Source organism: Chryseobacterium pyrolae (genome assembly GCF_025153485.1).
Lineage (GTDB): Bacteria > Bacteroidota > Bacteroidia > Flavobacteriales > Weeksellaceae > Chryseobacterium > Chryseobacterium antibioticum.
Genome location: NZ_JANZQH010000001.1, coordinates 89,441 through 114,853, shown reverse-complemented (window position 1 = coordinate 114,853; position 25,413 = coordinate 89,441). Strand labels below are relative to the sequence as shown.

General features: G+C 37.4%; 23 protein-coding genes. 13 read left to right on the top strand and 10 right to left on the bottom strand.

Going from position 1 to position 25,413, the window contains the following annotated elements:
* Window positions 1-41: 41 nt before the first annotated feature.
* From NZD88_RS00560 to NZD88_RS00545, 4 genes are all read left to right on the top strand, one after another.
* Window positions 42-434, top strand: a complete 393-nt coding sequence (locus NZD88_RS00560; RefSeq protein ID WP_259826593.1) for a winged helix-turn-helix transcriptional regulator — start codon at window positions 42-44, stop codon at window positions 432-434.
* 136 nt (window positions 435-570) lie between these two features.
* A complete protein-coding gene (locus tag NZD88_RS00555) occupies window positions 571-1,017 on the top strand; it encodes a hypothetical protein (RefSeq protein ID WP_259826591.1) in 447 nt (148 codons plus the stop codon).
* Window positions 1,018-1,060: 43 nt separating this feature from the next.
* Window positions 1,061-1,570, top strand: a complete 510-nt coding sequence (locus NZD88_RS00550; RefSeq protein WP_259826589.1) for a hypothetical protein — start codon at window positions 1,061-1,063, stop codon at window positions 1,568-1,570.
* Window positions 1,571-2,395: a vWA domain-containing protein gene (locus NZD88_RS00545; RefSeq protein ID WP_259826587.1), complete on the top strand. Its 825-nt coding sequence runs from the start codon at window positions 1,571-1,573 to the stop codon at window positions 2,393-2,395.
* An 80-nt stretch (window positions 2,396-2,475) separates the two neighbouring features.
* Here NZD88_RS00545 and NZD88_RS00540 read toward each other — a convergent pair whose 3' ends face one another.
* Together NZD88_RS00540 and NZD88_RS00535 are read right to left on the bottom strand one after the other, a co-directional pair.
* Entirely contained in the window at window positions 2,476-3,024 is a 549-nt protein-coding gene (locus NZD88_RS00540) for a DNA-3-methyladenine glycosylase I (RefSeq protein ID WP_259826585.1), read from the bottom strand.
* Window positions 3,024-3,341 carry a nucleoside triphosphate pyrophosphohydrolase family protein gene (locus NZD88_RS00535; RefSeq protein ID WP_259826583.1) on the bottom strand — a complete coding sequence of 106 codons (318 nt, stop codon included), beginning with the start codon at window positions 3,339-3,341 and terminating at the stop codon, window positions 3,024-3,026. Before NZD88_RS00535 ends, NZD88_RS00540 begins: the two co-directional genes overlap by 1 nt.
* A gap of 162 nt (window positions 3,342-3,503) precedes the next feature.
* Here NZD88_RS00535 and NZD88_RS00530 point away from each other — a divergent pair, with 162 nt between their 5' ends.
* The 3 genes from NZD88_RS00530 (at window position 3,504) to NZD88_RS00520 (ending at window position 5,991) form a co-directional block, all read left to right on the top strand.
* Complete coding sequence (locus NZD88_RS00530) at window positions 3,504-4,418, top strand: alpha/beta fold hydrolase (RefSeq protein WP_259826582.1); 915 nt, start codon at window positions 3,504-3,506, stop codon at window positions 4,416-4,418.
* A 113-nt stretch (window positions 4,419-4,531) separates the two neighbouring features.
* Window positions 4,532-4,918, top strand: a complete 387-nt coding sequence (locus tag NZD88_RS00525; RefSeq protein WP_259826580.1) for a hypothetical protein — start codon at window positions 4,532-4,534, stop codon at window positions 4,916-4,918.
* 56 nt (window positions 4,919-4,974) lie between these two features.
* On the top strand, window positions 4,975-5,991 hold the full coding sequence (locus tag NZD88_RS00520; protein WP_259826579.1) for a TQO small subunit DoxD: 1,017 nt from the start codon (window positions 4,975-4,977) through the stop codon (window positions 5,989-5,991).
* Between the two features lie 219 nt (window positions 5,992-6,210).
* Here the strand turns inward: NZD88_RS00520 and NZD88_RS00515 are convergent, their stop codons facing one another.
* The 5 genes from NZD88_RS00515 to NZD88_RS00495 form a co-directional block, all read right to left on the bottom strand.
* Window positions 6,211-7,785: a DHA2 family efflux MFS transporter permease subunit gene (locus NZD88_RS00515; protein ID WP_259826578.1), complete on the bottom strand. Its 1,575-nt coding sequence runs from the start codon at window positions 7,783-7,785 to the stop codon at window positions 6,211-6,213.
* 210 nt (window positions 7,786-7,995) lie between these two features.
* On the bottom strand, window positions 7,996-9,099 hold the full coding sequence (locus tag NZD88_RS00510; RefSeq protein WP_259826577.1) for an HlyD family secretion protein: 1,104 nt from the start codon (window positions 9,097-9,099) through the stop codon (window positions 7,996-7,998).
* A gap of 14 nt (window positions 9,100-9,113) precedes the next feature.
* Window positions 9,114-10,433: a TolC family protein gene (locus NZD88_RS00505; RefSeq protein WP_259826576.1), complete on the bottom strand. Its 1,320-nt coding sequence runs from the start codon at window positions 10,431-10,433 to the stop codon at window positions 9,114-9,116.
* The gene (locus NZD88_RS00500; protein WP_259826575.1) at window positions 10,417-11,043 is read right to left on the bottom strand and encodes a TetR/AcrR family transcriptional regulator; all 627 of its coding nucleotides are present in this window, start codon (window positions 11,041-11,043) and stop codon (window positions 10,417-10,419) included. The genes NZD88_RS00505 and NZD88_RS00500 overlap by 17 nt, the downstream gene beginning before the upstream one ends.
* A gap of 413 nt (window positions 11,044-11,456) precedes the next feature.
* The gene (locus tag NZD88_RS00495) at window positions 11,457-12,575 is read right to left on the bottom strand and encodes a DNA polymerase III subunit (RefSeq protein ID WP_259826574.1); all 1,119 of its coding nucleotides are present in this window, start codon (window positions 12,573-12,575) and stop codon (window positions 11,457-11,459) included.
* A 407-nt stretch (window positions 12,576-12,982) separates the two neighbouring features.
* Between NZD88_RS00495 and bamG the strand changes: the two genes are divergently transcribed.
* From bamG to NZD88_RS00480, 3 genes are read left to right on the top strand one after another with little or no spacing between them, the layout of a single operon-like run.
* A complete protein-coding gene (gene bamG / locus NZD88_RS00490) occupies window positions 12,983-14,308 on the top strand; it encodes a BamG family beta-barrel-assembly machinery protein (RefSeq protein WP_259826573.1) in 1,326 nt (441 codons plus the stop codon).
* A gap of 1 nt (window position 14,309) precedes the next feature.
* Window positions 14,310-14,906, top strand: a complete 597-nt coding sequence (lptC, locus tag NZD88_RS00485; protein ID WP_259826572.1) for an LPS export ABC transporter periplasmic protein LptC — start codon at window positions 14,310-14,312, stop codon at window positions 14,904-14,906.
* 1 nt (window position 14,907) lies between these two features.
* On the top strand, window positions 14,908-15,951 hold the full coding sequence (locus NZD88_RS00480; RefSeq protein WP_259826571.1) for an anhydro-N-acetylmuramic acid kinase: 1,044 nt from the start codon (window positions 14,908-14,910) through the stop codon (window positions 15,949-15,951).
* Window positions 15,952-15,980: 29 nt separating this feature from the next.
* Here the strand turns inward: NZD88_RS00480 and NZD88_RS00475 are convergent, their stop codons facing one another.
* Window positions 15,981-16,370, bottom strand: a complete 390-nt coding sequence (locus tag NZD88_RS00475) for an SRPBCC family protein (protein ID WP_259826570.1) — start codon at window positions 16,368-16,370, stop codon at window positions 15,981-15,983.
* A gap of 36 nt (window positions 16,371-16,406) precedes the next feature.
* On the opposite strand from NZD88_RS00475, the gene NZD88_RS00470 reads away from it, so the two are divergent.
* Window positions 16,407-17,018, top strand: a complete 612-nt coding sequence (locus tag NZD88_RS00470; protein WP_259826569.1) for an NUDIX hydrolase — start codon at window positions 16,407-16,409, stop codon at window positions 17,016-17,018.
* Here NZD88_RS00470 and NZD88_RS00465 read toward each other — a convergent pair.
* Both NZD88_RS00465 and gldJ read right to left on the bottom strand, forming a co-directional pair.
* A complete protein-coding gene (locus NZD88_RS00465; RefSeq protein WP_259826568.1) occupies window positions 17,011-18,282 on the bottom strand; it encodes a UDP-N-acetylmuramoyl-tripeptide--D-alanyl-D-alanine ligase in 1,272 nt (423 codons plus the stop codon). The genes NZD88_RS00470 and NZD88_RS00465 overlap by 8 nt on opposite strands.
* Before the next feature lie 150 nt (window positions 18,283-18,432).
* A complete protein-coding gene (gene gldJ, locus NZD88_RS00460; protein ID WP_259826567.1) occupies window positions 18,433-20,034 on the bottom strand; it encodes a gliding motility lipoprotein GldJ in 1,602 nt (533 codons plus the stop codon).
* A gap of 164 nt (window positions 20,035-20,198) precedes the next feature.
* Between gldJ and porU the strand changes: the two genes are divergently transcribed.
* Window positions 20,199-24,098 (top strand): type IX secretion system sortase PorU, encoded by a 3,900-nt coding sequence (porU, locus tag NZD88_RS00455; protein ID WP_259826566.1) that lies wholly within the window; start codon window positions 20,199-20,201, stop codon window positions 24,096-24,098.
* Window positions 24,099-24,157: 59 nt separating this feature from the next.
* Window positions 24,158-25,321: a type IX secretion system outer membrane channel protein PorV gene (gene porV, locus NZD88_RS00450; RefSeq protein WP_259826565.1), complete on the top strand. Its 1,164-nt coding sequence runs from the start codon at window positions 24,158-24,160 to the stop codon at window positions 25,319-25,321.
* Window positions 25,322-25,413: the final 92 nt, after the last annotated feature.

The window sequence follows — 25,413 nt, the reverse complement described above, 5'->3', positions numbered from 1 at the left end:
CATTAGTATCCAATTGTATGGTACTATAAAAAATGTAAGTAATGACTAAAATAAAGGAAACATCCACCAATTTTGCCAATAAAAAAGCGCTTTCCGATGAATGTCCGGAAATCTACGCATCCAATACGATCGGCGGACAATGGGCACTCGCCATCTGCTGTTACCTCATCAATGGAAAACTGAGATTCGGAGTGCTCAGAAAAAAGCTGAACAACATCACAGAACGGATGCTCACCCTCCAACTCCGCAGGCTGGAAGAAGACCGCATCATCACCAGAACCGTCTATGCTGAAGTTCCGCCCCGCGTGGAATATGAATTGACAGAGATTGGCTATAAGCTGAAGCCCATCATTCTGGAATTTGAAAAGTGGGGTAAAGAGCATAAGGCTATTATGGCTGACAAACATTCCGTCTCTGAATCTCAAAAGGCATAAGCGCTGATAAATTAAGTTTTGGCTAAAGCCCCTCTGCGTTGATTTTTTTTATTAAACGGGCTAAAGCCCGTCCCTATTGATGGAACAGAGGTTTTTTATTTTTTCTGTAATTAACAAGTATAAAAACATCTTATTGATGGTTACATTAGATTTTTTTAAAGAGATTTTATCCGCTCATGCTTTGAGAAATAATCCCGTTGCCAATTATTTCTATGAATTTAATATCGTTGTATTTGATCATTCAATAGATGCTCCGGATTTCATGAGAACCTATTTTGCTTTAAAAGACAATAAAGAACTGGCTGTAAGAACAATAACTGAATTTGAATTCAGGGAAATAATCTATAAATGGTTCTTTGGCCGCGAACATTCAAAGAACATCAATCAGGACCCTGCAGAAAATTTAGAAAAAGTGAATAGCTTTTATCATTCTTTGAAAGAGTTTACAAAAGAAAAGAGAATTTTTCATTTTCAAAATGTTAATAAGCAAAGTCATGAATATCAGCTGGGTATAGATTATGACTATTTATACATTGATGGCGAAGAAAAGAATTTTCTCATTTATTTTAGCGCGCAGGGCTAATAATTTGTAAATTTAATTGGTCTTAATCATCAAAAACTATACTATGAAAAATCTGCTTTTTTTATTCAGCTTATTCTTGACGCTGCTCTTCGGAAACATTATAAGCGCACAAAAAATTACTGACGGCCAGACGATAGAGGTCAATGGAATGAGTGTCACTTTTAATATTTTAAACAAAGAAAGTATTGAAGCAGGCGGAAAACCGTATGATCGTTACAAGGTGTCAGCATCAGTAAAAAACACTTCAGACAAAGCATACAACATCAGACTGTCTTCTTACCCTCAAATTGTGAGCAATATCGGACTTGTAGAACTGAACTGCATCAATGCAACCGGTGCTAAGCTCACTTCCAAAAAGATTGAACTGAAAATGAAAGCTCAGATGATTAATGTGACGTATTCGGCCTATGACAAATCCGGTAAATTTACGACCAGTACTATTCCTGTAATAGGAAGCTATTATTTTGACCAGGGAGATACCATCAGTGATAATGCTATTTTAATTGTTCCACAAGGCGAAAAACCCGATGTTTCAGTAAGAAATTTGAAGTAAATGAGATATTCTTTAATTCTGGTTTTTATTATCATCCTGGGATGTACAAAAACCGAAAATAAAACAGTTCAGAAAAAAGAACTTCCACCACAGAATATAGCTTTGGTAATAGATAAATCAATATCCATGTACTCAATAGATTTTAAACCCAACAGGTCAGAAGCTGTTCTGAAGGTTTTAAAAAATATGATTTCTTCCAAAAAAGATAATCAGGCTTTTTCCATTGTGGTTTTTGCAGGTGATTCCTATCTGATCTGTCCGTTAACAAAAAATAAACAGGAATTACTGACAGCTATTGATAAAACTACCCAACAGATAACGCATGTAGGGCCGCTGAAATTTGGCACCAGTTTTTCACATGCATTACTGAATGCACTGTACTCCTTAAAAGGACACAAAGGACAAAACTCAATTCTTTTCTTTTCAGACGGAACTACTACAATAGATTCTTATCCCATCAATATACCTATAGATGCGGCTATCCGTAATAATATTCCCATTAATTCCATTGTAATCACTCCAAAAGACTTCGCAATTTCACCCGCAACATTGGATTTAAATAATACTATGGGATTCAAAAAAATAAAAGCAATACGAGTTGATACCGTTAAAGCCAAAGAAATTCCTATTAAAACGGGGGGAATTTTTAAAATCTTTTACACTCAAAAAGACCTGGATCAATTTGATTTAAAAAAAGTCATCGCGAATACAGATAATCGACAAACTGCCAAAGAAAATTCTGTTAAGACAGATCCTGAAAAGTTAAAACTGATCTATTCAGAAATTAAAAGGAAGAACGACAGTATCGCACAGCTCTTTAAATAGAACCATCAATTTATATATGAAAAATTTCAGAGTTTAGGGCGGCGGATTCTCCGCCGCCCAAAACTCAAAAAACTCAACTCTTACTCCTTCCAAAGCGGCTTTTGTTCCAGCACATGCTGGTAAACAGGGCAACTCTCGGCATGTGCCCCTTTCAAATATCCTGTACTCATTAAAAATTCATTGACAATTTCTCCACCTGTAAATTTGAATGTTTTTTTGAATAGTTTCATCCATTCCTGAAGGGTTTTCGGATGATGGTGTTCCAGCCATTTTTCAAATGATCCGAATTCTTTCTGCAATGCTATAATGGTTTTTGCATTTTCAATGGCAGCATTTACTTTGAGTCGGTTTCTGATAATTCCGGCGTCATTCATCAGTCTTTCGCGATCTTCTTCCGTATAGGCTGCGATAGCCTGAATATCAAAATTGTGGTAAGCTTTTCTAAAACTGTCTTCCTTTTTTAAAACGGTTTCCCAGCTTAGTCCTGCCTGATTGATTTCCAGTATAAGTCTTCCAAAGAGTTCATTATCATCATGGATAGGGAATCCGTAATAATTGTCGTGGTAGTTTTTATGCAGTTCTTTTCTGCTTTCGGGTTGCATTCCGTCTATTGCTAAACAATAACTCATTAAAATAATTTTTCTGTTTTGGTTAAAAATTGGTCTAAAGCTTCTTTAATATCAATACCAGTGCGGTCTGCCAATACAATCAGCCACCAGATATTCTCGCCTAATTTATGTTCCAGCTCTACTGCGGAATCTTTTTTCAGCCATCTTTTTTGGTGTGACATGATATCTCTTCCTACCAGTCCAGCATCCGTAAGATAAGCAAGAGCATCCTCTTCCAAAGTCCATTCCGTGCCGTGATGCTGGCGTTCCAGCCCATGATACTTTTCTCTGATCGCCAGTGAGCGCTTAATAATTCCGTCAAAATTATTTTGATCCATTACTTTTGTTTTTTGAAATTAATGCTTTTGATAATTCGAAGCCATTCAGCTGATAAAGATAAGACAGGATTGTGACAACTGTTAGTCAGTAGTGTTTTAATTTTCAAATTTATGATTCATATTTTTGCAGAACATTATACATTAGAAGTCTCAAAATAAACTATGAAATTTTTTCTTTCCTTCCTTTCTATCCTGATATTTGTTTCCTTTAATGCCCAGAAAATATATGCTAAAGCGTATGGCAACCCGAAGGATCATCCCATCATTTTCATCCACGGCGGACCAAGTGGAAATGCGACCCTATTTGAAGGAACTACAGCTCAAAAGCTGGCGGATAAAGGATTTTATGTTATTGTATACGACAGACGCGGAGAAGGCAGATCTAAAGATGAAAATGCGACCATGACCTTTGAAGAAAGTTTTGCGGACCTCAACCAGATCTATACAGCCTATGGAATCAAGAAAGCCAATATCCTAGCCCACAGTTTTGGAGGAATTATCGGAACCTTGTTCAGCAGACAATTTCCTGACAAGGTAAGTTCACTCACGTTGGCTGGCGCTTTATTTTCCCAGCAGGAAACCTATGATCATATCTTAAAACAAGCTAAAGAAAAGTTCAAAAATGATTCTCTAAAACTTAAAGAAATTGGTGAGATTGAAAACTTGAGCAAGAACTCGGCTGCTTATAGAAAAAGATGTTATGAAATAGCAAGCCAAATGAATTTCTTCACGATGCCGACTCCTACTTCTGAGGGTCAACAATTGAGAAAGGAATATGAAGCAGGAGCATTTTATGCCACGAATTTCAGAAACCCGGAATCACCATTGAAGTTTTATAAAAATGAACCCCGGAACAACCTTGATAATACTCCTGTTTTGAAAGAAATAAAGAAAAGTGGAATTCCGATTTTTGCCGTTTATGGAAAAGACGATGGAATATTTTCGGTGAAACAGCTCAAGGACATGGAAAATATGGCTGGAAAAAATCATTTCAAGATCATTGATAACTGTTCCCATTACCTGTTTGTGGACCAACAGGCTGAATTTGTGAAATTTATAACTCCCTTGTTAAAATAACCTGTTTCACCCTATCTTAATTTTATTGTTAACGTAATTTTTAAACATAACAACCCCAAAACAAATCAAAAATCTTTGGCCGACTTGAATCAGAAATGCGTAGTTTTGTCAGAATGCAGAATCTAAGAGCCCATATAAAGATCTATAAAACCATCGTAATGATGCTTGTGATGGTGTTCTCACTTTCTCCATGTTCTCTGAAAAGAGACCTTCTTGGTATTTTTGATATTCAATATATCACTGCCTTAAATAAAGTAAAGACAACCACTTCTGCTCAAACCTATGCCTGTGACAGTGTAACGGAAAGTTCTTCAAACAGAAGCTCTGTTTCCAAAAACAGCTTAAAATCTAAGGAAAACAAACACTTTACGGCTTTAAATGCTGTTCCATCTCCTCATGAAGGGGCAATAATTTTTCAGAATAAGTATTCCGGACATTCTACCGGAAACAGTCCCCCGAAATATATCTTATTTAAAAGATTGAAATTACATCTGGTTTAGATCTTTATCTTAATCTGTTTTTCTACAAAAAGTCTTTTAATACAATACAATTTTCAATGAAACATATTTCAGACAGCCGGTCTTATGACCTGGCCGGACTCTACACATTGTCACTCCGTCTTGTGATCGGATGGACTTACTTTTCAGCCTTCTGGCGCAGACTCGTCCTCGAAAACAAACTTATTCCCGATGAAGCGGGATATATCGGAGAGAAATTCAACCATTTCCTGCCTAACGCTTTAGGGATAAAACCTCTTATAGAATACCTGGTTACCCATCCGGATGCCTTACACACTTCCATGGTTACTTTTACCATTGTTGAGGGTATTGTAGGACTATTCATTATTTTAGGGCTGTTTACCAGATTCATGAGCATCGGGATCTTTGGCTTGGCCATGGGAATTCTTCTCGGTTCCGGCTGGATCGGAACTACGTGTCTTGATGAGTGGCAAATCGGTGTTTTAGGAATTGCCGGTGGATTTGTTTTATTTCTTACCGGAAGCGGTTCTTTTTCTCTGGATCATTATTTCATCAAGCACAATAAAAACTTTACCCATAAAAAATGGTTTCTATGGCTGGGATCCGGCGTTCTTCCTTTATCAAAACCAAAAACGCTGGTACTCGCAGGTTCTGCTTTAATTTTCGGACTTACGCTGTATACCAATCAGTATTTCCATGGCGGAGTCTGGGGAACGTTGCATAATAAATCTGTAAAACCTAATGTTGAAATCTCTAATATTGTTCTCAGCAGTTCAGATCTGACATTTGAGGTGTACAGAACCCAGGGGGCTGATGTTTACGGTTCTTTTTTGATCGGTATTCATATTCTGGACAACAACGGGAATGTTTTAAAAGCATTAGAACCAAAAGAACTATCAAAGTTTCCAAAAGAAAAGATCAGCAATCATTATGTGGCTAAAGTAAAACCTGGGAAACACAGTTTGATTATTCCGCTCGGAGCAAAGGCTGATCTGACTGTCAGTCTCAATGATATTTCTGTAAAAAAAGAAGATATTCATACGGTAAAGCTGATTGATATCAGTGGTATTGAATGGACAGCGGAAATTAAATAAACGATTACAATTTAAACCATTAAGGTTTTGTTAAGTTATTAAGAATATTATGTTTAAATCCTTCGTGAACTGCGTTCGTAAACTTTCAGTTTATGCTCAGGATGACATCGCTAATACTACATGTTTTTATTTAAACTGGAGAATTTTCTTTTAATGAAATAATTTCCACAAAAAAACCTCCGGAATTTTCCGGAGGTTTTCTATTGATTTCAATATTATTTAGTGTACACCACTTAAATCTATTTTTTCTTTGCTTTTTCGTTCTTTTACCAATAAGATAAACGGAATACAAATTAAGAAGGCAATTCCTAAATACAGGAAAACATCCATATATGATAATACTGTTGCCTGCTTGGTAACGGTAAGATCCATCATTTTATAGGCGGCATTCATTGCAGCATCGGGAGTCATACCTTTCGCCATAAAGCTTGCTTTTAAGCCATTCAATCTCTGCTGGACATCAAAGTCATTAGAATCTAAATGAGAAATCAAATTGACTCTGTATTTCTGGCTGGCATTGGCAATAAAGGTGGTGATGGCTGCGATCCCGAAAGATCCTCCCAGCTGTCTCATCATTCCTGTAAATGCTGCTCCCTGGCCAATTTCCTGACCTTTCAATGTGCTTAATGATAAGGATGTGATCGGAATAAACAGTAGTCCTAATCCAGCTCCTCTTACCATCAACATCCAGAAGAATGCTTCTTTACCGGTGTCCGGAGTTAGAATTTTATATCCCCAGAAACTATAAACGAAGAAGGTAAATAATCCTAAAGATACTAAGATCTGCTGTTTTACCCCTTTTGAAAGCAACTTACCAATAATAGGCATCATGAAAGCGGTTGTTAACGCCGCGGGAATCATTAATGCTCCGGATTCTAAGGCCGTCCATCCTAAAATACTCTGGGTATACAACGGAACGATAAACGTAGAACCATATAAACCAAATCCTAATACAAAGGACATGGCCGTTCCAATCCTTAAATTACTGTTTTTTAAAACTCTTAGCTCTACAATCGGATACTTGAAAGTAAGTTCTCTCCAAAGGAATAATATAAATCCTAAAACGGCTGATACTGTAAATAGTACAATCCATCCACTCGCAAACCAGTCTTCTTCATGTCCTCTTTCTAAGATATACTGTAATGAACCTACCGTAACCGCCAATAAAGCAATTCCCAACCAGTCTACATCTGAAGCTTTACGTTTTTCAGCATATTTCGGACTTTTTATAAACTGTAATGTCATTAAAGTGGCCGCAATCCCGATAGGAATATTGATATAGAAAATATAAGGCCAGCTAAAATTATCAACAATATAACCTCCCAATGGCGGACCTAATGTAGGACCAATAATTACTCCCAAACCATAAATAGCCTGAGCCATACTTCTTTTTTCAACAGGATATGATTCTGTGATGATAGTTTGCGATGTTACCAATAAGGCACCACCTCCAATTCCCTGACACAGTCTGAAAAATACCAGTTCCCAAATATTATCTGCATTACCGCATAAAAAAGAAAATACGGTAAAAATGATAATAGAAGCCGCAAAGTAATTTCTTCGTCCGAACTGTTGGGAAAGCCAGCTTGTCATCGGTACAATAATAACGTTACCAATGGCATACGCCGTAATTACCCATCCCACTTCAGAAAGTGTGGAACCCAGGTTACCTTTCATCTCGTTCAGGGCAACGTTCACAATCGTGGAATCCACAATTTCCAGCAAAGCACAAAGAATAGCCGTGATCGTAATGATCACTCTTCGGGCTCCATATTCTACTAATGAATCTTGCATAGTTTTTTACAAATGTTTGTATGAATGTAAAATGCAGAATGTATTAATGATCTTAAATTTCGGCTGAAGCCGGTTGATTTTGATCTTTTTTTGTTAAACGGGCTAAAGCCCGTTCCTATTGAATATACCGATCTCTAAACTCTTGAATTTTTAAATCTTTAAATTCTTCAATCTTTCAATCATCAATACCCCTTACATCACTACATTATACTATTTCAATGAAACTTCAGCTTTCACATTCATTCCTGTTCTCAGTTTTTTAGCAACGTTCGGATCCAGTTTTACAAAGTCTATTTTCACAGGAAGTCTTTGTACCACTTTCACGAAGTTACCACTCGCGTTATCCGGAGGAAGAATAGAGAATGTAGAACCTGTAGCCGGAGAGAATGAACTTACCACTCCGTCAAATTCTGTATCTGGGAAAGCATCGATTTCGATTTTCACTTTCTGACCTTCTACCATTTTATCAACCTGAGTTTCTTTAAAGTTGGCAATCACCCATTTCTGATCATTTTTAACTAAGCTGAATAATTGTGATCCCGCCTGTAAGTACTGTCCTGCCTGGATAGGAACTTTTCCAACAAATCCGTCTTCCGGAGCAAGGATAATGGTGTAAGAAAGATTCAGTCTTGCATTTTCCACATCTACTTCTCTTTGTTTAGCCACTGAACCTGCAACGCTGATCTGCTGAGAACTTGCAGCAGTCTGAGAAGAAGCTATACTAGTTTGTTGAGCAATCTGATTTCTCTGATCAACCAAAACCTGTAACTGTCTGTCTGCAGATTGTTTTGCTGCCAAAGCCTGCTCGTATTGTTGTTCTGTAATTGAATGGTCTTTTACTAAAACAGAATATCTTTTCAAATCCTGGTTGGTTTTCCAAACGTTTACTTTTGCAGCTTCGATTTGAGCATTTGCTGTTGTAACAGCAGCTTGTGAGCTTCCTATATTTTTAGACGTTGCCGTCGTGCTTGCCTGGGCGTTTGAAATATTGCTTTTTGCTGTCGCTAAAGCCGCCTCAGCCTGTACCAAAGCCATTTTTTGATCTCTGTTGTCCAGGATAACCAGAGTATCTCCTTTCTTTACAAATTGATTATCTTTTACTTTAATCTGCGTTACGTAACCCGAAACTTTAGAAATCACAGGGCTCATGTTGGAAGCAATCTGAGCATCGTCTGTTTCTTCGTGAATCTGTCCGTAAGAATAGGTTCTATAACCGTAAATTCCTCCTACCACAACGACAACCGCTAAAATGATTGGAAAAACTAAACTTTTTTTCTTCTTAGGTTCAATTGCTGGTGTATTATTATTTTCCATTTTTGGTCTTAATCTTATTTAAATGTTAAAGTTCCTGTAGTTTGTAATAGTTTTCTGTAAGCCAGTGCTGCATCTGCTTTTGCATTAATAACTCCTACATTTGCAGAAATCTGGGCTGCATCTGCGTCTAAAAGTTCGGTCATGGTTGCCAAACCGTTATCATATTTGTTTTTTGTAATTCTGTAATTCTCATTAGCTTGTTCGGCGGCTTTCTCATACACTGCGATTCTCTTTTTAGAATAATCCGTGTTCTGATATTCTCTGTTCACGTCAAGCTTAATGTTATCATTCAGTAACTCATCGGTTGCTGCCAGTTGCTTTTCTCTTGCCTGAGACTGTTTCAATGAAGAATTTTCTTTCCAGATATTGGATAAATTGTAAGAAATTCCCACCCCAACATTCACCGCATTGTACACCGTAAGAAACTTAGGAATATCTGCCGCAACATATCCTCCGGTGAATGCGATAGAAGGAAGGTTTTCAGCTTTTGCCGATTTTGATCCCAATTCTGCAGCTTTTCTTTGCTGTGCTAAAGCCTGTAAATCTTTACGGTTTTCTTTAGCTTCATTGATATAATAATCAACTGCTTTTACTTCTGATCCTTCATCGATATAATTCTGGTCAACTTCAATTTCTGTAGTTTCAGGAATTCCCAATAACAGATCCATATTGATGTTGGCAATATTGTAGTTGTTTTTAGCCTCCAACAATTGCAATTCGATATTTGAAGTCTGAAGATTGGCTTTTAAACGGTCATTTCTAGCAATAACTCCATTGTTTTCAAGCTTCAGAAACGTCTCATCTCTTTTTTGAGAAGCCGTAAGGTTTTCTTCTAAAACTTTGATGGATTGATTCGCTTTAAATAAATTATTGTAAGCCTGCGCAACGTTATAAGCAATCGCTATTTTATCATTTTCCGTACTTAATTTTGAGGCTTCCACCAAATATTTGGCAGACTGAATACCGTATTTAATTCTTCCACCGTTGTAAACAGGAACACTAAGATTAACTGATCCGTAGGCAACCTGATGGACTTCCGGACCTGCTGCTCCCGCTCCCGAAACGCCGGAAAGCTTTAAATCAACAGTAGGTTTAATGGGAAGATACATATAGCTGCCGGAAACTTTCAATTCAGGAAGCTGTCTGTTTTTAGCTTCCAAAAGATCTGCCGTAGCTTCTTCGATCTTAGCGGCATCGATCTTAAGGTTTTTACTGTTCTGGATTCCCAGCTGCACGGCTTCGTCCAGAGTCAGCTGTTTTTTCTCCTGAGCATTTATGGCTGCAATTCCCATAAACAGGGATAATGCGAACACCGAGTTATTTATTCTCTTCATAACCTAAAAGGTCTTTTAGTAAGTATTTTATATGTTTATTAAGTTCTGTGTAATATTTTTCTTCAAAAACCTCATCGTCTTCCGTATCATTTAGAAACTCTTTGTACATGTCTTTGGCATTGGATGCATAGAATAAAGTTCCGCTTACCGTAGCATGAAGTAAATAGATGGGAGGATTTTTGGTGAAAATTCCTTTTTTAAGTCCGCTTTCAAGAATCTGCGAATACATGGAGATGAAGCCCATCTTCGTCTGCTTTAGAAATTCCACAATCTGTGTATTTTCTGTGTAAAGCTGTTCACGCTGCATAATTCTGTAAAAACATTTATGATGTCTTACTCTTCCGGAAAACTGATCTACGATTTTTTCAATCTTCTCCCATTCATTGATATCTGTTCTTTCAAGAATATCTTTGGCGAAGAACTGACCTTCACTCATCCTGTATTCTACTAATTTTTCGTACAGCTTTTCTTTGGATCCGAAATAATACGAAATCATAGAAATATTTACATTAGCTGCCTTAGAGATTTCCCTTGTGGAAGTTCCTTCAAAGCCTTTTTCAGCAAAAAGCCTTTCTGCAGCAAATAATATATTTTCTTCTTTTGAAACCATAGCAATTCTATTTTTCAGGGCGCAAATGTACATAAGATTTCCAACAAATCAAACGATTGATTGATTTTTTTAATGCAGATTTAATATTCGCCAAAATAAATCACTGATAATTAATAGGGTTATAAGCCCATATAATTTGAACACCATTAAAAAATAAATTCCTACAGCTGCAATAATGAGTGTATTTGGGCATTATATTTTACCGGAAAACAGATAGACAGTACGAATTTTTCAAATCAGTGTAAAAAAAGATCAATGATAGCCGGATCTCGTGTTTAGGATAACATACAGAGATAAGTGTACAAAACAGAAATAGGAAAGCCCGAAACGAGTCCGGGCTTTATATCTCTTTTAAATATAAAATTGAATTTTTAAACCATAAAGGCCCAAATAAAACCTTACGCTTTTATCTCCTAAGAATTTTTGTGAATATATCTCGATAATTTTATCCCCAGATCCGTCCAGACAATTTTAGGATTTCCGTTTCGGGTCAGGTGTAAATCAGCTGTATTGATTTCTTCTAAGATACTTTCAATATTAGCACCACTGATAAATTTTGAAAATCCGGCCCAGTTGAACCCATCTGCATCAATTTTTTTATACACTAAATTTTCAGACTGGTAGTTTTGAAGCAGGGCAAGCCTGAAGATCTCGGAGCAGTAGTTCAGGAAGTTCTTTTGTTTTTCCCTATTCCATCCTGCAATTTCTCTGGCCCAGAAGATGATGCTTTTAAGAAATTGAGGTTTCTTTTTTACCATAAATGCATCACGCACCCACTGTACAAAAAGCTTTTCAAATTCGTCACTTTTATGTCCGGAGTTTAAAATCTTTAATGCATCATTGAGGTCTCCCTGCGCTTCATGAACAATCTCCCTCGCCTTTTCATCAGCCATTGAAAAGTTCTTCTTAAGATAGTTTTCCAGGTCTTCATCACTGATTCTCGGAACTTCTACGATCTGTGTTCTTGAAAGAATGGTAGGAAGAATATCATTGGCCGTTTCAGCCGTAAGTAAAATAAGTGTTTTTGCCGGTGGTTCCTCCAAAAATTTCAGAAATTTGTTCGCTGCGGCAACGTTCATTTTATCTGCTCTCCAAACGATCAGAATTTTGGTTCCTCCTTCAAAGCTCTTTAAGGCAAACTTCTGATTCTGGTCATCAATTTCATCTGCAGAAATAAAAAGCTGTTTGTTTTCAGATTCCAGAAAAGCGGTCCAGTCGTCATAGTTGGCATAAGGAGAGTTCATGATCATTTCCCTGAACTCCTCAAATTTATTTTTGCTTAAAGAATTTTTATTATCAGTAAAAACAGGGAAGCTGAAATGCAGATCCAGATGATTCAAATGCTCTACTTTCGAAGCAGCATGTTCATTTTCCTGGCGAAATACCTCTTTGGCATAAGCTAATACCATAGGAAATGTTCCATATCCTTCTTTTCCTAAAAAAAGCTGGGCATGGCTCACTCTGTTTTCAGCAATGCTTTCCCGAAGAAGTTTTTTCAGGTTTTCCTGTCCGGCAATGTTCTCCCAATTCATGTTCCAAAGATAAAAAAACTGGGGAAGAATCTGAAGTTAAATTTTGGGAATAAGTGTCCATGATAAATTTTGATACGGGGTAAGTGTTTCGGGATACTAGATATGGGTTAAAATTACAAAATAAGGGTATTAGGCTTTCAAGTTGAGTATGAGCTTTGATTCTGGCCTTGAAAAAGTTTTCGATCTTTTATATTACCTTCCTGATGGCTTATATGTCTTAGCTCACAACTCGAATCCCGCATCCTGAACCCCGTAACCCGATTCATCATTCATTATTCACTTATAGTGTTTCATTAATAAATCTTCAAAAAACCCCATCAGTTCAAGCCTTAACAAACTTTAACCACATATAATTTTTACAATTCATTAATATTTAAGATATTTGCGCATTGTTTTAAAAATAAAGAATGAAAAAAATCTTTGCCGTATCATTCATATCAGTTGGATACTTCCTAAATGCACAGAGTATAAGTAACTCTCCGTATGCAACTTATGGAATTGGAGATGTAAAATATGATAATACGATTGAAACTGCCTCTATGGGTGGTATATCTACTGCTTATATAAGTGATTTTACGAGCAGCTTCAATTTCGCAAACCCTGCGAATAACTCTAATTTCGAGCTGACAAGCATCAAGCTGGAAGCTACCAACGAAAACAATTACTTCAAAACTAATTACAACGATACGAAGTCTACCAAACATTCTACGTATCTTTCTAATATCTCGCTAGCCTTTCCTTTGTCTTCAAAAGTGAAGATGGGACTTTCCTATCAGCCTTACAGCTCCAAGAGCTATGACATTGTAAATACTATTGAAAGGTACAAAACTGTAGATAATGTTCCAACATTAGACGGATATTATACAAACCGTTTTAAAGGAAGTGGAACTTTGAATACTGCCCAGGCAGCTGTTTCTTATAAAATCGACCAGAATTTTGCTGTAGGTTTAAGAGCTAATCTTTACTTTGGAAATCTTTATGACCTTAATGAGCTTAGATCTTTTGATAAAGATAAAGTTTCAGACGCTGAATATGTCAACGGTTATGAAACCAAGAACAGCATCAAAAACTTTAACTTCACTCTTGGGGGAAGCTACCAGAGTCTGAATACACGTACCGACAAAAAGTTAACGATCGGAGCAACTGCTACATTTGGGAACACCAGCAATATGACTACTGATTATATCAACAGTACTTATGTGTATGCTGATGCAGCCAACACGGTAAAAGCTTTGGAAACGATTATAGATCAAAAAAGTACGAGCTCCAAAAACCTTCTTCCGCTTCAGGCATCTTTAGGGGTTGGCTATGGAAGCGAAAACCACTGGTTTGTATCCGGACAGCTTGATTATAAGAAAGGGGAAGACATCTCTTATTTCGGAAAGACTTTTGACTTCCAGGATACCTACAGGATATCTGCAGGAGGATGGTACCTACCTAATTACAATAACTTCAGAAGTTACTTCTCAAGAGTAGTCTACAGATATGGAGCATTCTATGAAAGAGGAAATCTTAAAATAGACGGTAACAGCATCAATAAATTTGGAATCTCAGGAGGGGTATTACTTCCGTTCAAGACAAGCAGTATCACAAGAATGAGTGGTGTTGAGCTAGGTATAGAAGTAGGAAAAAGAGGAACTCTTAAGAACAATCTGATCAATCAGAATTTTATCAACCTAAGAGTCGGGTTCAACTTTGCTGACAGATGGTTCAGAAAGAATCTGTACAACTAGAATGAATTTTTTAAATAAAATATCATATAAAAATATAGCATGCCTTTTTAGTTGTGCTATATTTTTTATATTAACATCCTGTGAAGAAGACCTTACCAAGGCCAACGGAAGCAAAAGCAAGAACTTCCCCTCGCAGATCATTAATAATGCCAATATTATTCAGCGAGACTCAGGTTTTATCTCATTAAAAGCCAAAGCTCCAATCATTGAAAAATATGAGCTGATCGACAGTCCTTATATTGTCGCAAAAAAGGGAATTAACATAGAGTTTTTTGATAAAAAGAAACCCAAAGTTCCGGGAAAGATCACCGCCAAATATGCCCGTATTTTCGAATATAAAAAATTCTACGAAGCAAAAGGTGATGTAAGGATTACCACCAATGAAGGGCAGCGTTTTGCCATGCAGAGTATTTACTGGGATCAGAGAAAAAACAGGATCTACACCAAAGATACGGTATACGTTACCATGGAAGATGGCTCTACTCTGGTAGGGGCCAATGGTATGACCGCTAAAGATGATTTCTCTGAATATACTTTCTTCAATAATTCGGGAGACTTCAGTACAAAAAGACTCGAAGAAAAAAAAACACCACAGTAACATGAGATTTCAGGCTCTTGGGCTCATGTCCGGAACCAGTCTGGATGGTCTGGATATATGTTTTGCCGCTTTTGAAAAACAGAACGGCTGGAATTTTCAGATCTTAAAGGCAGAAACCCTTCCCTATTCTCAACACTGGGAAGAAAAACTTAGAAATTCTATCTATTTATCGTCAGAAAAATTATTGGAACTTCACTCAGAGTATGGTTTTTATCTGGCTGAAAAGGTTAAAGAATTTATTGAAAAGAACGGTCTTGAAAATATTGACCTGATCGGCTCTCACGGACATACCGTTTTTCATCAGCCTCAAAAGAAATTTACCCTGCAAATCGGAGACGGCAGAGCCATCAAAATAGAAACAGGACTTCCGGTTATTTATGATTTCAGGAGCCAGGATGTGCTTATGGGGGGAAACGGAGCTCCTTTGGTTCCTATCGGGGACGAGCTGCTTTTTTCTCAATATGATGCCTGCCTGAACCTTGGAGGTTTTTCCAATATCTCTTTAAAACAGGAGGGTAAAAGGATCGCATTCGATATCGCCCCTGTCAATATTGTTTTGAACAGGCTTGCTCAGAAATTCAATAAAAATTTTGATGAAAATGGTGATCTGGCAAGAAAAGGTCAGATCAATGAGAATCTTTTAGCCCAACTTAATTCCTTAGACTTCTATAGCCTGCCTCACCCTAAATCTTTAGGCATTGAATGGTGTAACGAACATATTTTTTCACTTTTTGAAAATATCGAAACAACAGACGCTATGGCTACTTTTACTGAACATGTAGCACAACAAATCTCTGAGATCATTACTAAAAACAGTTTACAAAAGGTCCTTTGTACGGGTGGAGGCACCTACAATACTTTCCTTATCGAAAAGATCAGAGAAAAAGCAGGATCCGGTATCATCATTCCCAAGAACGAAATCATCGATTACAAGGAAGCATTAATCTTCGCCTTCATGGGTGTTTTAAGGATGAATAACGAAATCAATGTTCTATCTTCTGCAACGGGCAGCACAGCAGATCACAGTTCAGGAGTCATTGCATAAAAAAACCTTCATTGCTGAAGGTTTAGTTATTATTTGTAAGCTTCGATCTTATCTGTCAGTGTATTGATAAAGTTCTGAAGTGGTTTTTCTACCATCATTTTGATAAAAGGATTGAATTTTCCTTCAAAAAGCATCTGAACTTCAGTCTGGTTTTCGTTGAGAGGATTTAAAGTGGCTGTTAATGTAAAGTCAAGACTTGAGCTTGCTGACTTTAAAACAGCTTTCTGCTCATCCACTTCATCTATTTTCAACGCGATTTCCGGCATTCCCTGAAGACCGAATTTGAACCCATTATCTCTTGTTTCAAATTTCTGAAGACCATCCGGCATAAAATCTTTATAGTTTTCAGGTGATTTCAACAATTCAGACAAATCTTTAGATGATTTATTGACAATAATTTTTCGTCCTTCTAAATTCATTTTTTATTTTTGTATTTAAATTCTTAATTCTTACAAATGTATAAAGTTTTTGTGAACGAAAAAAAATTATTAGTATCTAAGCATCCCGGGAATCTTGAAAAAGATCTAAGGTTCGAAAGTTTCACAACTTTAGAGATTGCGCTAGATCTTTTGGAGAACACTTCAGTAAAAGAACTGAATGTTTTCGGTGAGAATATTGAAGAGATCTGGAAAGAGTTCCAAAAACTTTTCAGGATCATAGAAGCGGCAGGAGGACTTGTCAGCAATCCTCAGGGAGACCTTCTTTTCATTAAAAGATTAGGTAAATGGGATCTTCCCAAGGGTAAGATGGAAAAAGGCGAATCACGCGAAGAATCTGCCGTAAGAGAGATTGAAGAAGAAACCGGCCTGAAAGATGTAGAACTGGTAGAGTTCATCAACACCACTTACCATATTTATATCGAAAGAAACGGTGAAAAGATTCTGAAATGTACCCATTGGTTTGAAATGAACTTCGATGGTGAAGATACCTCAAAACCTCAGATTGAGGAGGGAATTACGGAAGTGGCCTGGAAAAACACCGCCCAGATTGAGGAGGAAGTTTTCCCAAGTACTTTCCAGAATATTAAGCTTATTGTAAAAGATTTCTGGAATTTAAAGCTTAAATAAATTCTATTGCTTTCTCAAGGGCAATTCCTCTTGAACCTTTTAACAGAATATTTTCAGAATGAATTGTATTCTGCTGAAGATATCCTATCAGTTCTGCAGTATTGTCAAAAGACAATGCTGAAGGATTGACTGATTTAAAATGCTTTCCTACGGTAATGATTTGGTCAAAAGCCAATTCCTGGGCAAGTTTTAAGATATTCTGATGTTCTCTCTCACTTTCCTCCCCCAATTCAAGCATATCTCCGATGATGATAGTCTTACGTCCTTCAAACGTAACAAAGTTGTGCAGAGAAGCCGTCATAGAACTTGGATTGGCATTGTACGTATCCAGTACTAATGTTCTGCCTTCTTTTTTCACGACCTGTGAACGCATGTTCGTCGGAGTATAGTTTTCAACAGCCTGCTTAATTTTTTCAAAGCCGATTCCGAAGTGAAGTCCGAGGCTAGCAGCAGCACATAAATTGGTGAAATTATATTCTCCCGTCAGTTTTGAAACCGCTTTCATTTCCTGATATTGCAATCCTACAAAGTGGTCTTCTGAAAACAATCCGAACTGATAATCTGAATTCTCTTTTCCAAAGGTAATTTTTGGGGTGTAGTTTTCAGTTTTTTCTACCTGAATAGGATCATTTTCATTGACTATAATCGTGTTGTGATAGTTTTTCAAATAATCATAAAGCTCAGACTTCCCTTTGATCACGCCTTCAAATCCACCGAAGCCTTCTAAATGAGCTTTCCCAAAGTTGGTAATATATCCAAAATCCGGCTGCGAAATAGTACATAAAAGTTCTATTTCTTTCTGGTGATTGGCTCCCATTTCTATGACAGCCATTTCATGTTCAGGTTTAATGGAAAGAATGGTCAGCGGAACTCCAATATGATTATTCAAATTTCCAAAAGTATACTGTACATTGAATTTCTGTGAAAGCACGGCGTGTATAATCTCTTTGGTGGTGGTCTTTCCGTTGCTTCCCGTAAGCCCGATCACGGGAATTTTAAGGTGATTTCTATGATGAACTGCAAGCTGCTGAAGGAATTCCAGTGTAGAAGGAACATAGAAAATGTTTTTGTCCTTATTTTCAAATTCCTGCTGCTCCACAATCACAGCCAGAGCTCCCTCGTCAGCGGCTTTTTCTGCAAAAGTTGCAGCATTGAAGTTATCACCGGAAAAGGCGAAGAAGATATCATTCTTTCCGACTTTTCTGCTGTCGATCGTCACTTTATCTGACTTTAAAAATAAAGGATAAAACTGTTCTATATTCATGTGGAAATATATATTTTTTTTAAGAAGTCACATGCAATCGCCAAATCTATACAAGTGTTTTTAGACTTTTTAGCCAAAGCGATTTCATAGTTCAAAAATAAAAAAACCTTCCGGAAATCCGGAAGGTTTTTTATAAGTATTTTGATAATATTATCTTCTAGTTCTGCTCTTGTCGTTAACTCTAGCATCCTGTGCAACACGGAAGCCGATCCATCCGTAAGCTTTGCCTTGGCTTTTGTATCTTCTTTGTCCCGGATCCAACCAATATGCTGTATCCTGCCAAGAACCACCTTTTACAACTCTTACATCGTTAGACATTGCTGACGTTCTGTCTTTAGTATCTTTCTGAAGTTTTACTCTTCCTCCTGCATCTACTACAAATCTCTTCTGAGGAGCATTGTACATATTATAAGTATCAGATGAGTCTGAAGTTCTGTAGTATTCTAAAGAAGACTGTCTGTCACCATCTCTGTAGTTTCTGTAGTCAGCGATAGTTTCTCTTTCAAACTGTCCTGGAAGTCCTTTATAAACCAATCTTCCGTCGGCTAACGTATCATACTTGATAGTTCCTTCGTCGATCATTTTATAAGTTCCGTCACCGTTTCTTACAACAGCCTGAGGCATGTTTCCTCTATAGTAATTGAAGTCGTTGAAATCTTCGTCAATGATAGGTCTGTATACGTCAGCCGTCCATTCAGAAACGTTTCCGTACATACCGTAGATTCCAAGATCATTAGATGGATATTGTCTTACGTCTGCAGTTTGTGCAGCTCCGTCATTTTTCCATCCTGCGATACCTGAATAGTCACCTGTACCCATTTTGAAGTTTTCAAGGAACATTCCTTTATCTTTTCCTTTAGTACCTCTTAATCTTTCGATTTCAGGTTTTTTACCAAGATATTGGTTGTATTCTCTGTTCTTAGCCATACCAAGAGCTGCATATTCCCATTCAACTTCGGTAGGAAGTCTGAACTTCTGAACCATTGAAGAGTTTGGTGCTCTGTTTGCAGAAAGAAGTCTCTGGTTGGTTGTTTTCATACCAGATTTTTGCTGCATTCTTTTCTCGTTGATATATCCCTGCATTTCCGGATCATTCGCTTTGAATTTATCCATGTTAAATGCTGTTCCTCCCTGGTTATTGGATTCGTTGATATACAAATCTTTAGCAATAATTCCGGCTTGCATCAAAGCTTTTTCATTCGCTCTGTCTGTAAGCCATTCACAGTATCTGTTTGCCTGAGTCCAGGAAACGCCTACTACCGGGTAGTAATCGAATTCTGGCGAACGCAGATACGTTTCATTATAATCGTTTCTAGCTAATTTATTATCCCATAAAAGAGTATCTGGCAGGGCGCCGTTGTAGATCTCTTTAAAGCTAGGGTCACTTGGAGGGAATACATACTTCAACCATGTAAGGTATTCGCGGTATTCGTAGTTAGTAATTTCTGTTTCTCCGATAAAGAATGAACTTACCTGCATTCTGCGCGGTGTGTTATTCCAATCATGCATCACATCATCCTTCACTAATCCCATTGTAAAAGTTCCACCTTCTACATATACCATTCCTGGCCACCCCTTCTGCTTTTGTTGCTTTCCTGCAAAAAACCAACCTTGTTTTTCGTTTGGTTTCCAACCCGTCTTGCTGACAAATTTTTTAGTACCGCCTCCTTTGCTGGTACCTGATCCGCCACAGCTGGTTAATGCAAGTGTAGAACTTAATGCTATTAATGAAAATAACTTTAGTTTTTTCATAGTCGATATAAATATTTTCAAAGTACAAAGAAAAAATAAATTATTCAATAAATCAAGTAAACATTTGATTTTTTTGAAAAACGTTAACAAATTAATTTTATTGTATCACAATTTAATTCTAAAATTTTCATTTTATTTGTAATTCAGAAATTTCAATAATAAACATGAAACAAAAAATCACCTTTTTATTACTATTCTCTTTTGTATCAACACTTTGGGCCCAGAGAAAAGCCATAGAATGGGAAGGCTCTAAAATCCAAGATTTTGGTGACACAAAATTAACTCTTCCAAATTTCAAAAATGAAGGTTTTTCGTTCAGCCAAAATAACGTTTTTATCATCACTAAACAAAAAATAGGAGAAAAGCAGCTGAAAGTTTCCGACCTGGCGTGGGAAAGTGTTTCCAATAAAGATCTCTATGATCTTGACAAAGGAAGATTACCGGATTATGATATTGCCGACATCGCTTACTACACTCTGGAAGGAGAAAGATATGCGAGTGTCAGTGTATCTTTATTTAAGAATGTAAAAGGGCGTGTCCAGAGACTTTCCTCATTCAGTATTTCTGAAACGGCCTCTCCCAACAATTTCGGATCTGTAAGTGCAAACAAAGTGGGAAGCACAGCCAACCCTCTTTCAAGTGGCGGCTTTTATAAGATTAAAGTAGACAGATCAGGAGTATTTAAAATTACTACACAGTTTTTAAAAGATAACGGCATTAACCCGGCTTCCGTAAATCCTAAAAATTTCAGAATTTACGGAAATGGTGGTGTAATGCTTCCTGAACACAATCAGGATACAAAGTACAGCGCACTTCAGGAAAATGCCATTCAGGTAGTGGGTGAAGATGACGGTGTATGGAATGACGGAGATTACGCACTTTTCTATGCTCAGGGACCAAACGGATACAATCTTTATGATCAATCGAACGGAAACGGCTTCAAAAGAACTGATACGAGATCTGACCAAAGTAATAATCTGAAAAATATCTACGAAGACTTTTCATACTATTTCATCAATTTCGACAAAGGTGCCGGTAAAAGAGTACAGCCTGTAGATGCCAATCTTCCGGCAGGTGCTTTAATTACAAGGTATGATAATTACCAGGTGATCAACAATGACCAAAAGAATCTTTTAAAAGTAGGAAGAATTTGGGTAGAAGAAGCGCCATTCACAACGGATAAGGTGGTTACTTTTACTACGAGTTCGCCAATACAGGCAGGTGATATTATAAAATACAGAACTCAGGTAGTAGGTTACAGATCACAGAAGAATACTGTACAATTTAAAATCAATAATCTAAATCCGGTCACACAGAATGTACCTGACAACACCGCGACCTATGGCTATGATTTTTACCAGCTGAAATACGATGGTACAATATCTAATCTGAATGGAAACCAAATTACCTTTAACTACTCTCCTAATATCTCTTTAAATCCGAATGGAACTTTCCACTTTGATTATGTGGAAGTACAATATAAGGAAAATCTTACGTTCAATGGATCACAGATGAGTTTCAGGGATTTCTCACTTGCCAGCGGAACCAATACCAATTATGGCTTCGGTATTTCCAATGCAACAAACCTTGAGCAGGTATGGGATGTAACTGATATTACGAATGCCAACAGGAGAGTAAACAAAGCAGGTGCAGGTAACTTTAATTTCGGTTATCTTACCTCTGATCCCAATTTTAATAATGAATTTGTTGCTTTCCGTGCCGACGCGGCTTATAACCCTCAGTTTGTGGAAAGAATCGCCAATCAGAATCTTTCTGGGCTGCAGAATGTAGATTATCTTATCATTACTGTTCCTGAAATGATGGGACAGGCGCAAAGACTAGCCAGCTATCACCAGACCAAAAATAATTATACAGTGGAAATCGTAGATGCCACTAAAATCTATAACGAGTTTGGAAGCGGAAGCAGAGATCTTACTGCTATAAGAGATTTCGTAACAAAACTCAACAACAGCGCCAGGCTTAAATATGTATTTATTTTGGGAGATGCCTCCTATGATTATAAAAACAGAATCTCCGGTAATTCCAATATAGTTTCCAGCTATCAGGGAGAGAATTCTGCAGACTTTGTGGGTTCGTTTGTTACGGATGACTATATTGTAATGACGCAGCCCCAGACCACAGCGTTCATTGAAAACAATCTACCGGATATTCCTGTAGGAAGAATTCCGGCGGCTAACGTAACTGAAGCTGGAAATATGATGAACAAAACGCTCGCCTATTACAATGCTTTACCTGGACAGTCCACTCCTTTTGGAGAATGGCGTATGAAGGTTGACTTTGTTGTAGATGATGATAAGGATGGTGGAAGTCCTTTCCACGAAGTAATGAATAATACGCTGTCAACTATTTTTGAACAACCGGGTCAGGTGGAACTAAAAGAATACAACGTAAGAAAGTTATATATGGATGCTTTCCAGGCTCAGAGTACTGCAGCGGGACAAAGATTCCCTCAGGTGACTCAGGCTATTTCAAATGACATCGGAAACAGCTTGTATCTATTCTATTTCGGACACGGAGGTATCAGCGGATGGGCACAGGAAAGGGTGTTGACCAGTACAGAGATCCAGAACTCTAATAACTTCTCCAATGTATACAGCAGATTTCCATTTGTATCTACTATCACTTGTGAATTTACATTATGGGATGAACCGGGTACTTCTTCTGCGGGAGAACAGTTCATTAAACTGAAACAAGGAGGTGCTGCTGCCATGATTACCTCAAGCCGTGCCATTGGGGTAGACTATGGGCGTCTCTTTACAGATACTTATACAAAGAACATTTTCAAGTTGAGCAATGATGATTTTGAAACTTTAGGATACGCTCATTTAAATGCTAAAAAACAAAAAGGAGCCAATATTGATCACCTGAAGGTTAACTTCCTTGGTGATCCTGCTATGAAATTAAGCAGACCTCAGAGACAACTTGTGATCGATGGTATTGAATCACCGGTTCCGGGACTGATCAGAGGTTTGGACTTTATTAAAGTGAAAGGGCATATTAACAATCCTAACGGAACTCTTAATACAACTTTCAACGGAAGGGTTTCTATCAATATTTTTGATAAGAGATTAAATAAGAAGACTCTGAATAACGACGGAGTGCTATCTCCTGTCATGGACTATACAGAAGAAGGAAGCGCTATCGTTAAAGCTTCGGGAACTGCAGTAAACGGAGTATTCAACGTGGAATTCTATGTTCCTAAGGATATCAACTATGCTGTAGGACAAGGAAGAATATTGGGATACGCTGACAACAAAGGAACAGATGTATTTAACAATCAGGCTGTACAGGTAGGAGACATCAATCCAAATGGAATTAATGATAATGAACCTCCAAAAGTAAGACTGTATATGAACAATACAAACTTTGCAGACGGTGGAATCACGAATCAGAACCCTATGCTTTTAGCTTGCGTTACAGACGATACAGGAATCAACTCTACCGGATCTGGTGTAGGTCACGATATTACAGTGTATCTTGATGGCCAGATCATCAATACTGTTGTTCTGAATGACTTCTTTGCTTCAGGTGAAGGAAACGGATGTCTGAACCCTAGTCTTGCCGACTACCAGAAAGGGAATGTAACCTACCCTTTCAGAAACCTGGCAATAGGACAACATCAATTAACATTTAAAGTTTGGGACATAAACAATAATTCGACAACTGCTACGTTAAACTTTGAAGTTAAGGATGAAGCTGATCAACATCTGATTATTAACAGACCATTGAACTGGCCGAATCCATTTACCAATAAAACGTACATCCAGTTTGAACATAACTGCGATGATATTCTGGATGTAAATGTTCAGATTTACACGATAACAGGAAAATTAGTAAGAACATTATCTCAGCCGGTAGTTGCAGAACCGTTCCTACAGGGCTTTAGAACACCACGTCAGGCAATAGAATGGGACGGAAGAGACGATTTTGGGTCAACTGTTGCAAAAGGTACGTATATTTTTAAGATATTTGCAAAAAGTCAAAATCAAGAAAAATGCAAAGGAAGTGCTACAGCTGTAGAAAAAATGGTACTTTTGAAATAATTAAATAATACATAGATAACAATTTTTATAAAAAACTGATAATATATAAAAGACAACATATGAATTTAACTACTAAACTGCTTTTGGGATTTGGTTTAAGTGCTGGTTTTTTAGGCTATTCGCAAGATTTAAGTAAGATAAATCCAGTATTGACCGGAGCTCCTTTTCTAAGAATTGCACCTGATGCAAGAGCTGGAGGTATGGGAGACCAGGGGGTTGTAACCTCTCCGGATGCGTTTTCACAATTCTGGAATGCTGCAAAATATCCTTTTAGCAAAACAAGTTCTTCCGTAGGTCTTAACTATACGCCTTATATGGGGAAACTTACCAATGACGTATTTTTATTATATGGTGCATTCCATAAATTCTTAGGACAGGAAGAAAGATCTACCATCTCTGCGAGTATCTATTATTTCAACATGGGTGAAGTAGACCTTACTCAATTAGTAGGTTCAGAGGTAACTTCCATGGGTACATCAAAACCTAACGAATTCTCTATCGACGTTGCTTACGGTCTGAAACTTTCTGATTCTTACTCAATGGCGGTTACCGGTAGATTCATTCGTTCTGATTTAGCCGGAGGTTTCAACACAGATACAACTCTTAAAGCTGCCAACTCTTTTGCAGTAGACGTTTCAGGATACTATACTTCTCCAAGATTCTCAAGTTTCGGAGGGTATGACGGAAAAGTGAACGCTGGTTTCGCTGTTCAGAACCTGGGTCCTAAATTAGACTATACCGGAAATGAAGAATCCAGATCTTATCTGCCTACAATGGCAAGATTGGGACTTGGATATGATATGTATTTAGATGATATGAACAAGATCGGGCTAAGCGTAGAAGGTTCGAAGATCTTGGTTCCCGGATCAGAATATGTAGGAATAGATCCTAATACAAGACAGCCAAGATATGAGATTCCAAACGTGGGACCTATCGCCGGTATTGGAAAATCTTTCAAAAATAAAAACAGTATCATGTATAGTGGTGCTTTAGAATATTCTTATGACAATGCATTTGCAGTAAGAACAGGTTACTTCCATGAAAGCGAAGAGCAGGGAGCAAGACAGTTCGCTACAGCAGGTATCGGATTGAAATACCGTTCTTTCGGACTTGATATTTCTTATCTGATCAACATGTCAAAAATCAATACTGCTTTGGATAACACCCTTCGTTTCGGTCTTACCTGGAACATTGGTGACGAAACATCTAATGTAGATAATTAAGATATTTATACCTCAAATCAAAAAGCCTCATTTTTATGAGGCTTTTTTTGTAAACAATTAGTTGGTCAATTGACAATTAGCTGCGCTGTCAA

Excerpts from the sequence above, each read along its gene's own strand:
- NZD88_RS00560 (WP_259826593.1), top strand. The coding sequence starts at position 42 with ATGACTAAAATAAAGGAAACATCCACCAATTTTGCCAATAAAAAAGCG.
- NZD88_RS00555 (WP_259826591.1), top strand. The coding sequence starts at position 571 with ATGGTTACATTAGATTTTTTTAAAGAGATTTTATCCGCTCATGCTTTG.
- NZD88_RS00550 (WP_259826589.1), top strand. The coding sequence starts at position 1,061 with ATGAAAAATCTGCTTTTTTTATTCAGCTTATTCTTGACGCTGCTCTTC.
- NZD88_RS00545 (WP_259826587.1), top strand. The coding sequence starts at position 1,571 with ATGAGATATTCTTTAATTCTGGTTTTTATTATCATCCTGGGATGTACA.
- NZD88_RS00540 (WP_259826585.1), bottom strand. The coding sequence starts at position 3,024 with ATGAGTTATTGTTTAGCAATAGACGGAATGCAACCCGAAAGCAGAAAA.
- NZD88_RS00535 (WP_259826583.1), bottom strand. The coding sequence starts at position 3,341 with ATGGATCAAAATAATTTTGACGGAATTATTAAGCGCTCACTGGCGATC.
- NZD88_RS00530 (WP_259826582.1), top strand. The coding sequence starts at position 3,504 with ATGAAATTTTTTCTTTCCTTCCTTTCTATCCTGATATTTGTTTCCTTT.
- NZD88_RS00525 (WP_259826580.1), top strand. The coding sequence starts at position 4,532 with ATGCAGAATCTAAGAGCCCATATAAAGATCTATAAAACCATCGTAATG.
- NZD88_RS00520 (WP_259826579.1), top strand. The coding sequence starts at position 4,975 with ATGAAACATATTTCAGACAGCCGGTCTTATGACCTGGCCGGACTCTAC.
- NZD88_RS00515 (WP_259826578.1), bottom strand. The coding sequence starts at position 7,785 with ATGCAAGATTCATTAGTAGAATATGGAGCCCGAAGAGTGATCATTACG.
- NZD88_RS00510 (WP_259826577.1), bottom strand. The coding sequence starts at position 9,099 with ATGGAAAATAATAATACACCAGCAATTGAACCTAAGAAGAAAAAAAGT.
- NZD88_RS00505 (WP_259826576.1), bottom strand. The coding sequence starts at position 10,433 with ATGAAGAGAATAAATAACTCGGTGTTCGCATTATCCCTGTTTATGGGA.
- NZD88_RS00500 (WP_259826575.1), bottom strand. The coding sequence starts at position 11,043 with ATGGTTTCAAAAGAAGAAAATATATTATTTGCTGCAGAAAGGCTTTTT.
- NZD88_RS00495 (WP_259826574.1), bottom strand. The coding sequence starts at position 12,575 with ATGAATTGGGAGAACATTGCCGGACAGGAAAACCTGAAAAAACTTCTT.
- bamG (WP_259826573.1), top strand. The coding sequence starts at position 12,983 with ATGAAAAAAATCTTTGCCGTATCATTCATATCAGTTGGATACTTCCTA.
- lptC (WP_259826572.1), top strand. The coding sequence starts at position 14,310 with ATGAATTTTTTAAATAAAATATCATATAAAAATATAGCATGCCTTTTT.
- NZD88_RS00480 (WP_259826571.1), top strand. The coding sequence starts at position 14,908 with ATGAGATTTCAGGCTCTTGGGCTCATGTCCGGAACCAGTCTGGATGGT.
- NZD88_RS00475 (WP_259826570.1), bottom strand. The coding sequence starts at position 16,370 with ATGAATTTAGAAGGACGAAAAATTATTGTCAATAAATCATCTAAAGAT.
- NZD88_RS00470 (WP_259826569.1), top strand. The coding sequence starts at position 16,407 with ATGTATAAAGTTTTTGTGAACGAAAAAAAATTATTAGTATCTAAGCAT.
- NZD88_RS00465 (WP_259826568.1), bottom strand. The coding sequence starts at position 18,282 with ATGAATATAGAACAGTTTTATCCTTTATTTTTAAAGTCAGATAAAGTG.
- gldJ (WP_259826567.1), bottom strand. The coding sequence starts at position 20,034 with ATGAAAAAACTAAAGTTATTTTCATTAATAGCATTAAGTTCTACACTT.
- porU (WP_259826566.1), top strand. The coding sequence starts at position 20,199 with ATGAAACAAAAAATCACCTTTTTATTACTATTCTCTTTTGTATCAACA.
- porV (WP_259826565.1), top strand. The coding sequence starts at position 24,158 with ATGAATTTAACTACTAAACTGCTTTTGGGATTTGGTTTAAGTGCTGGT.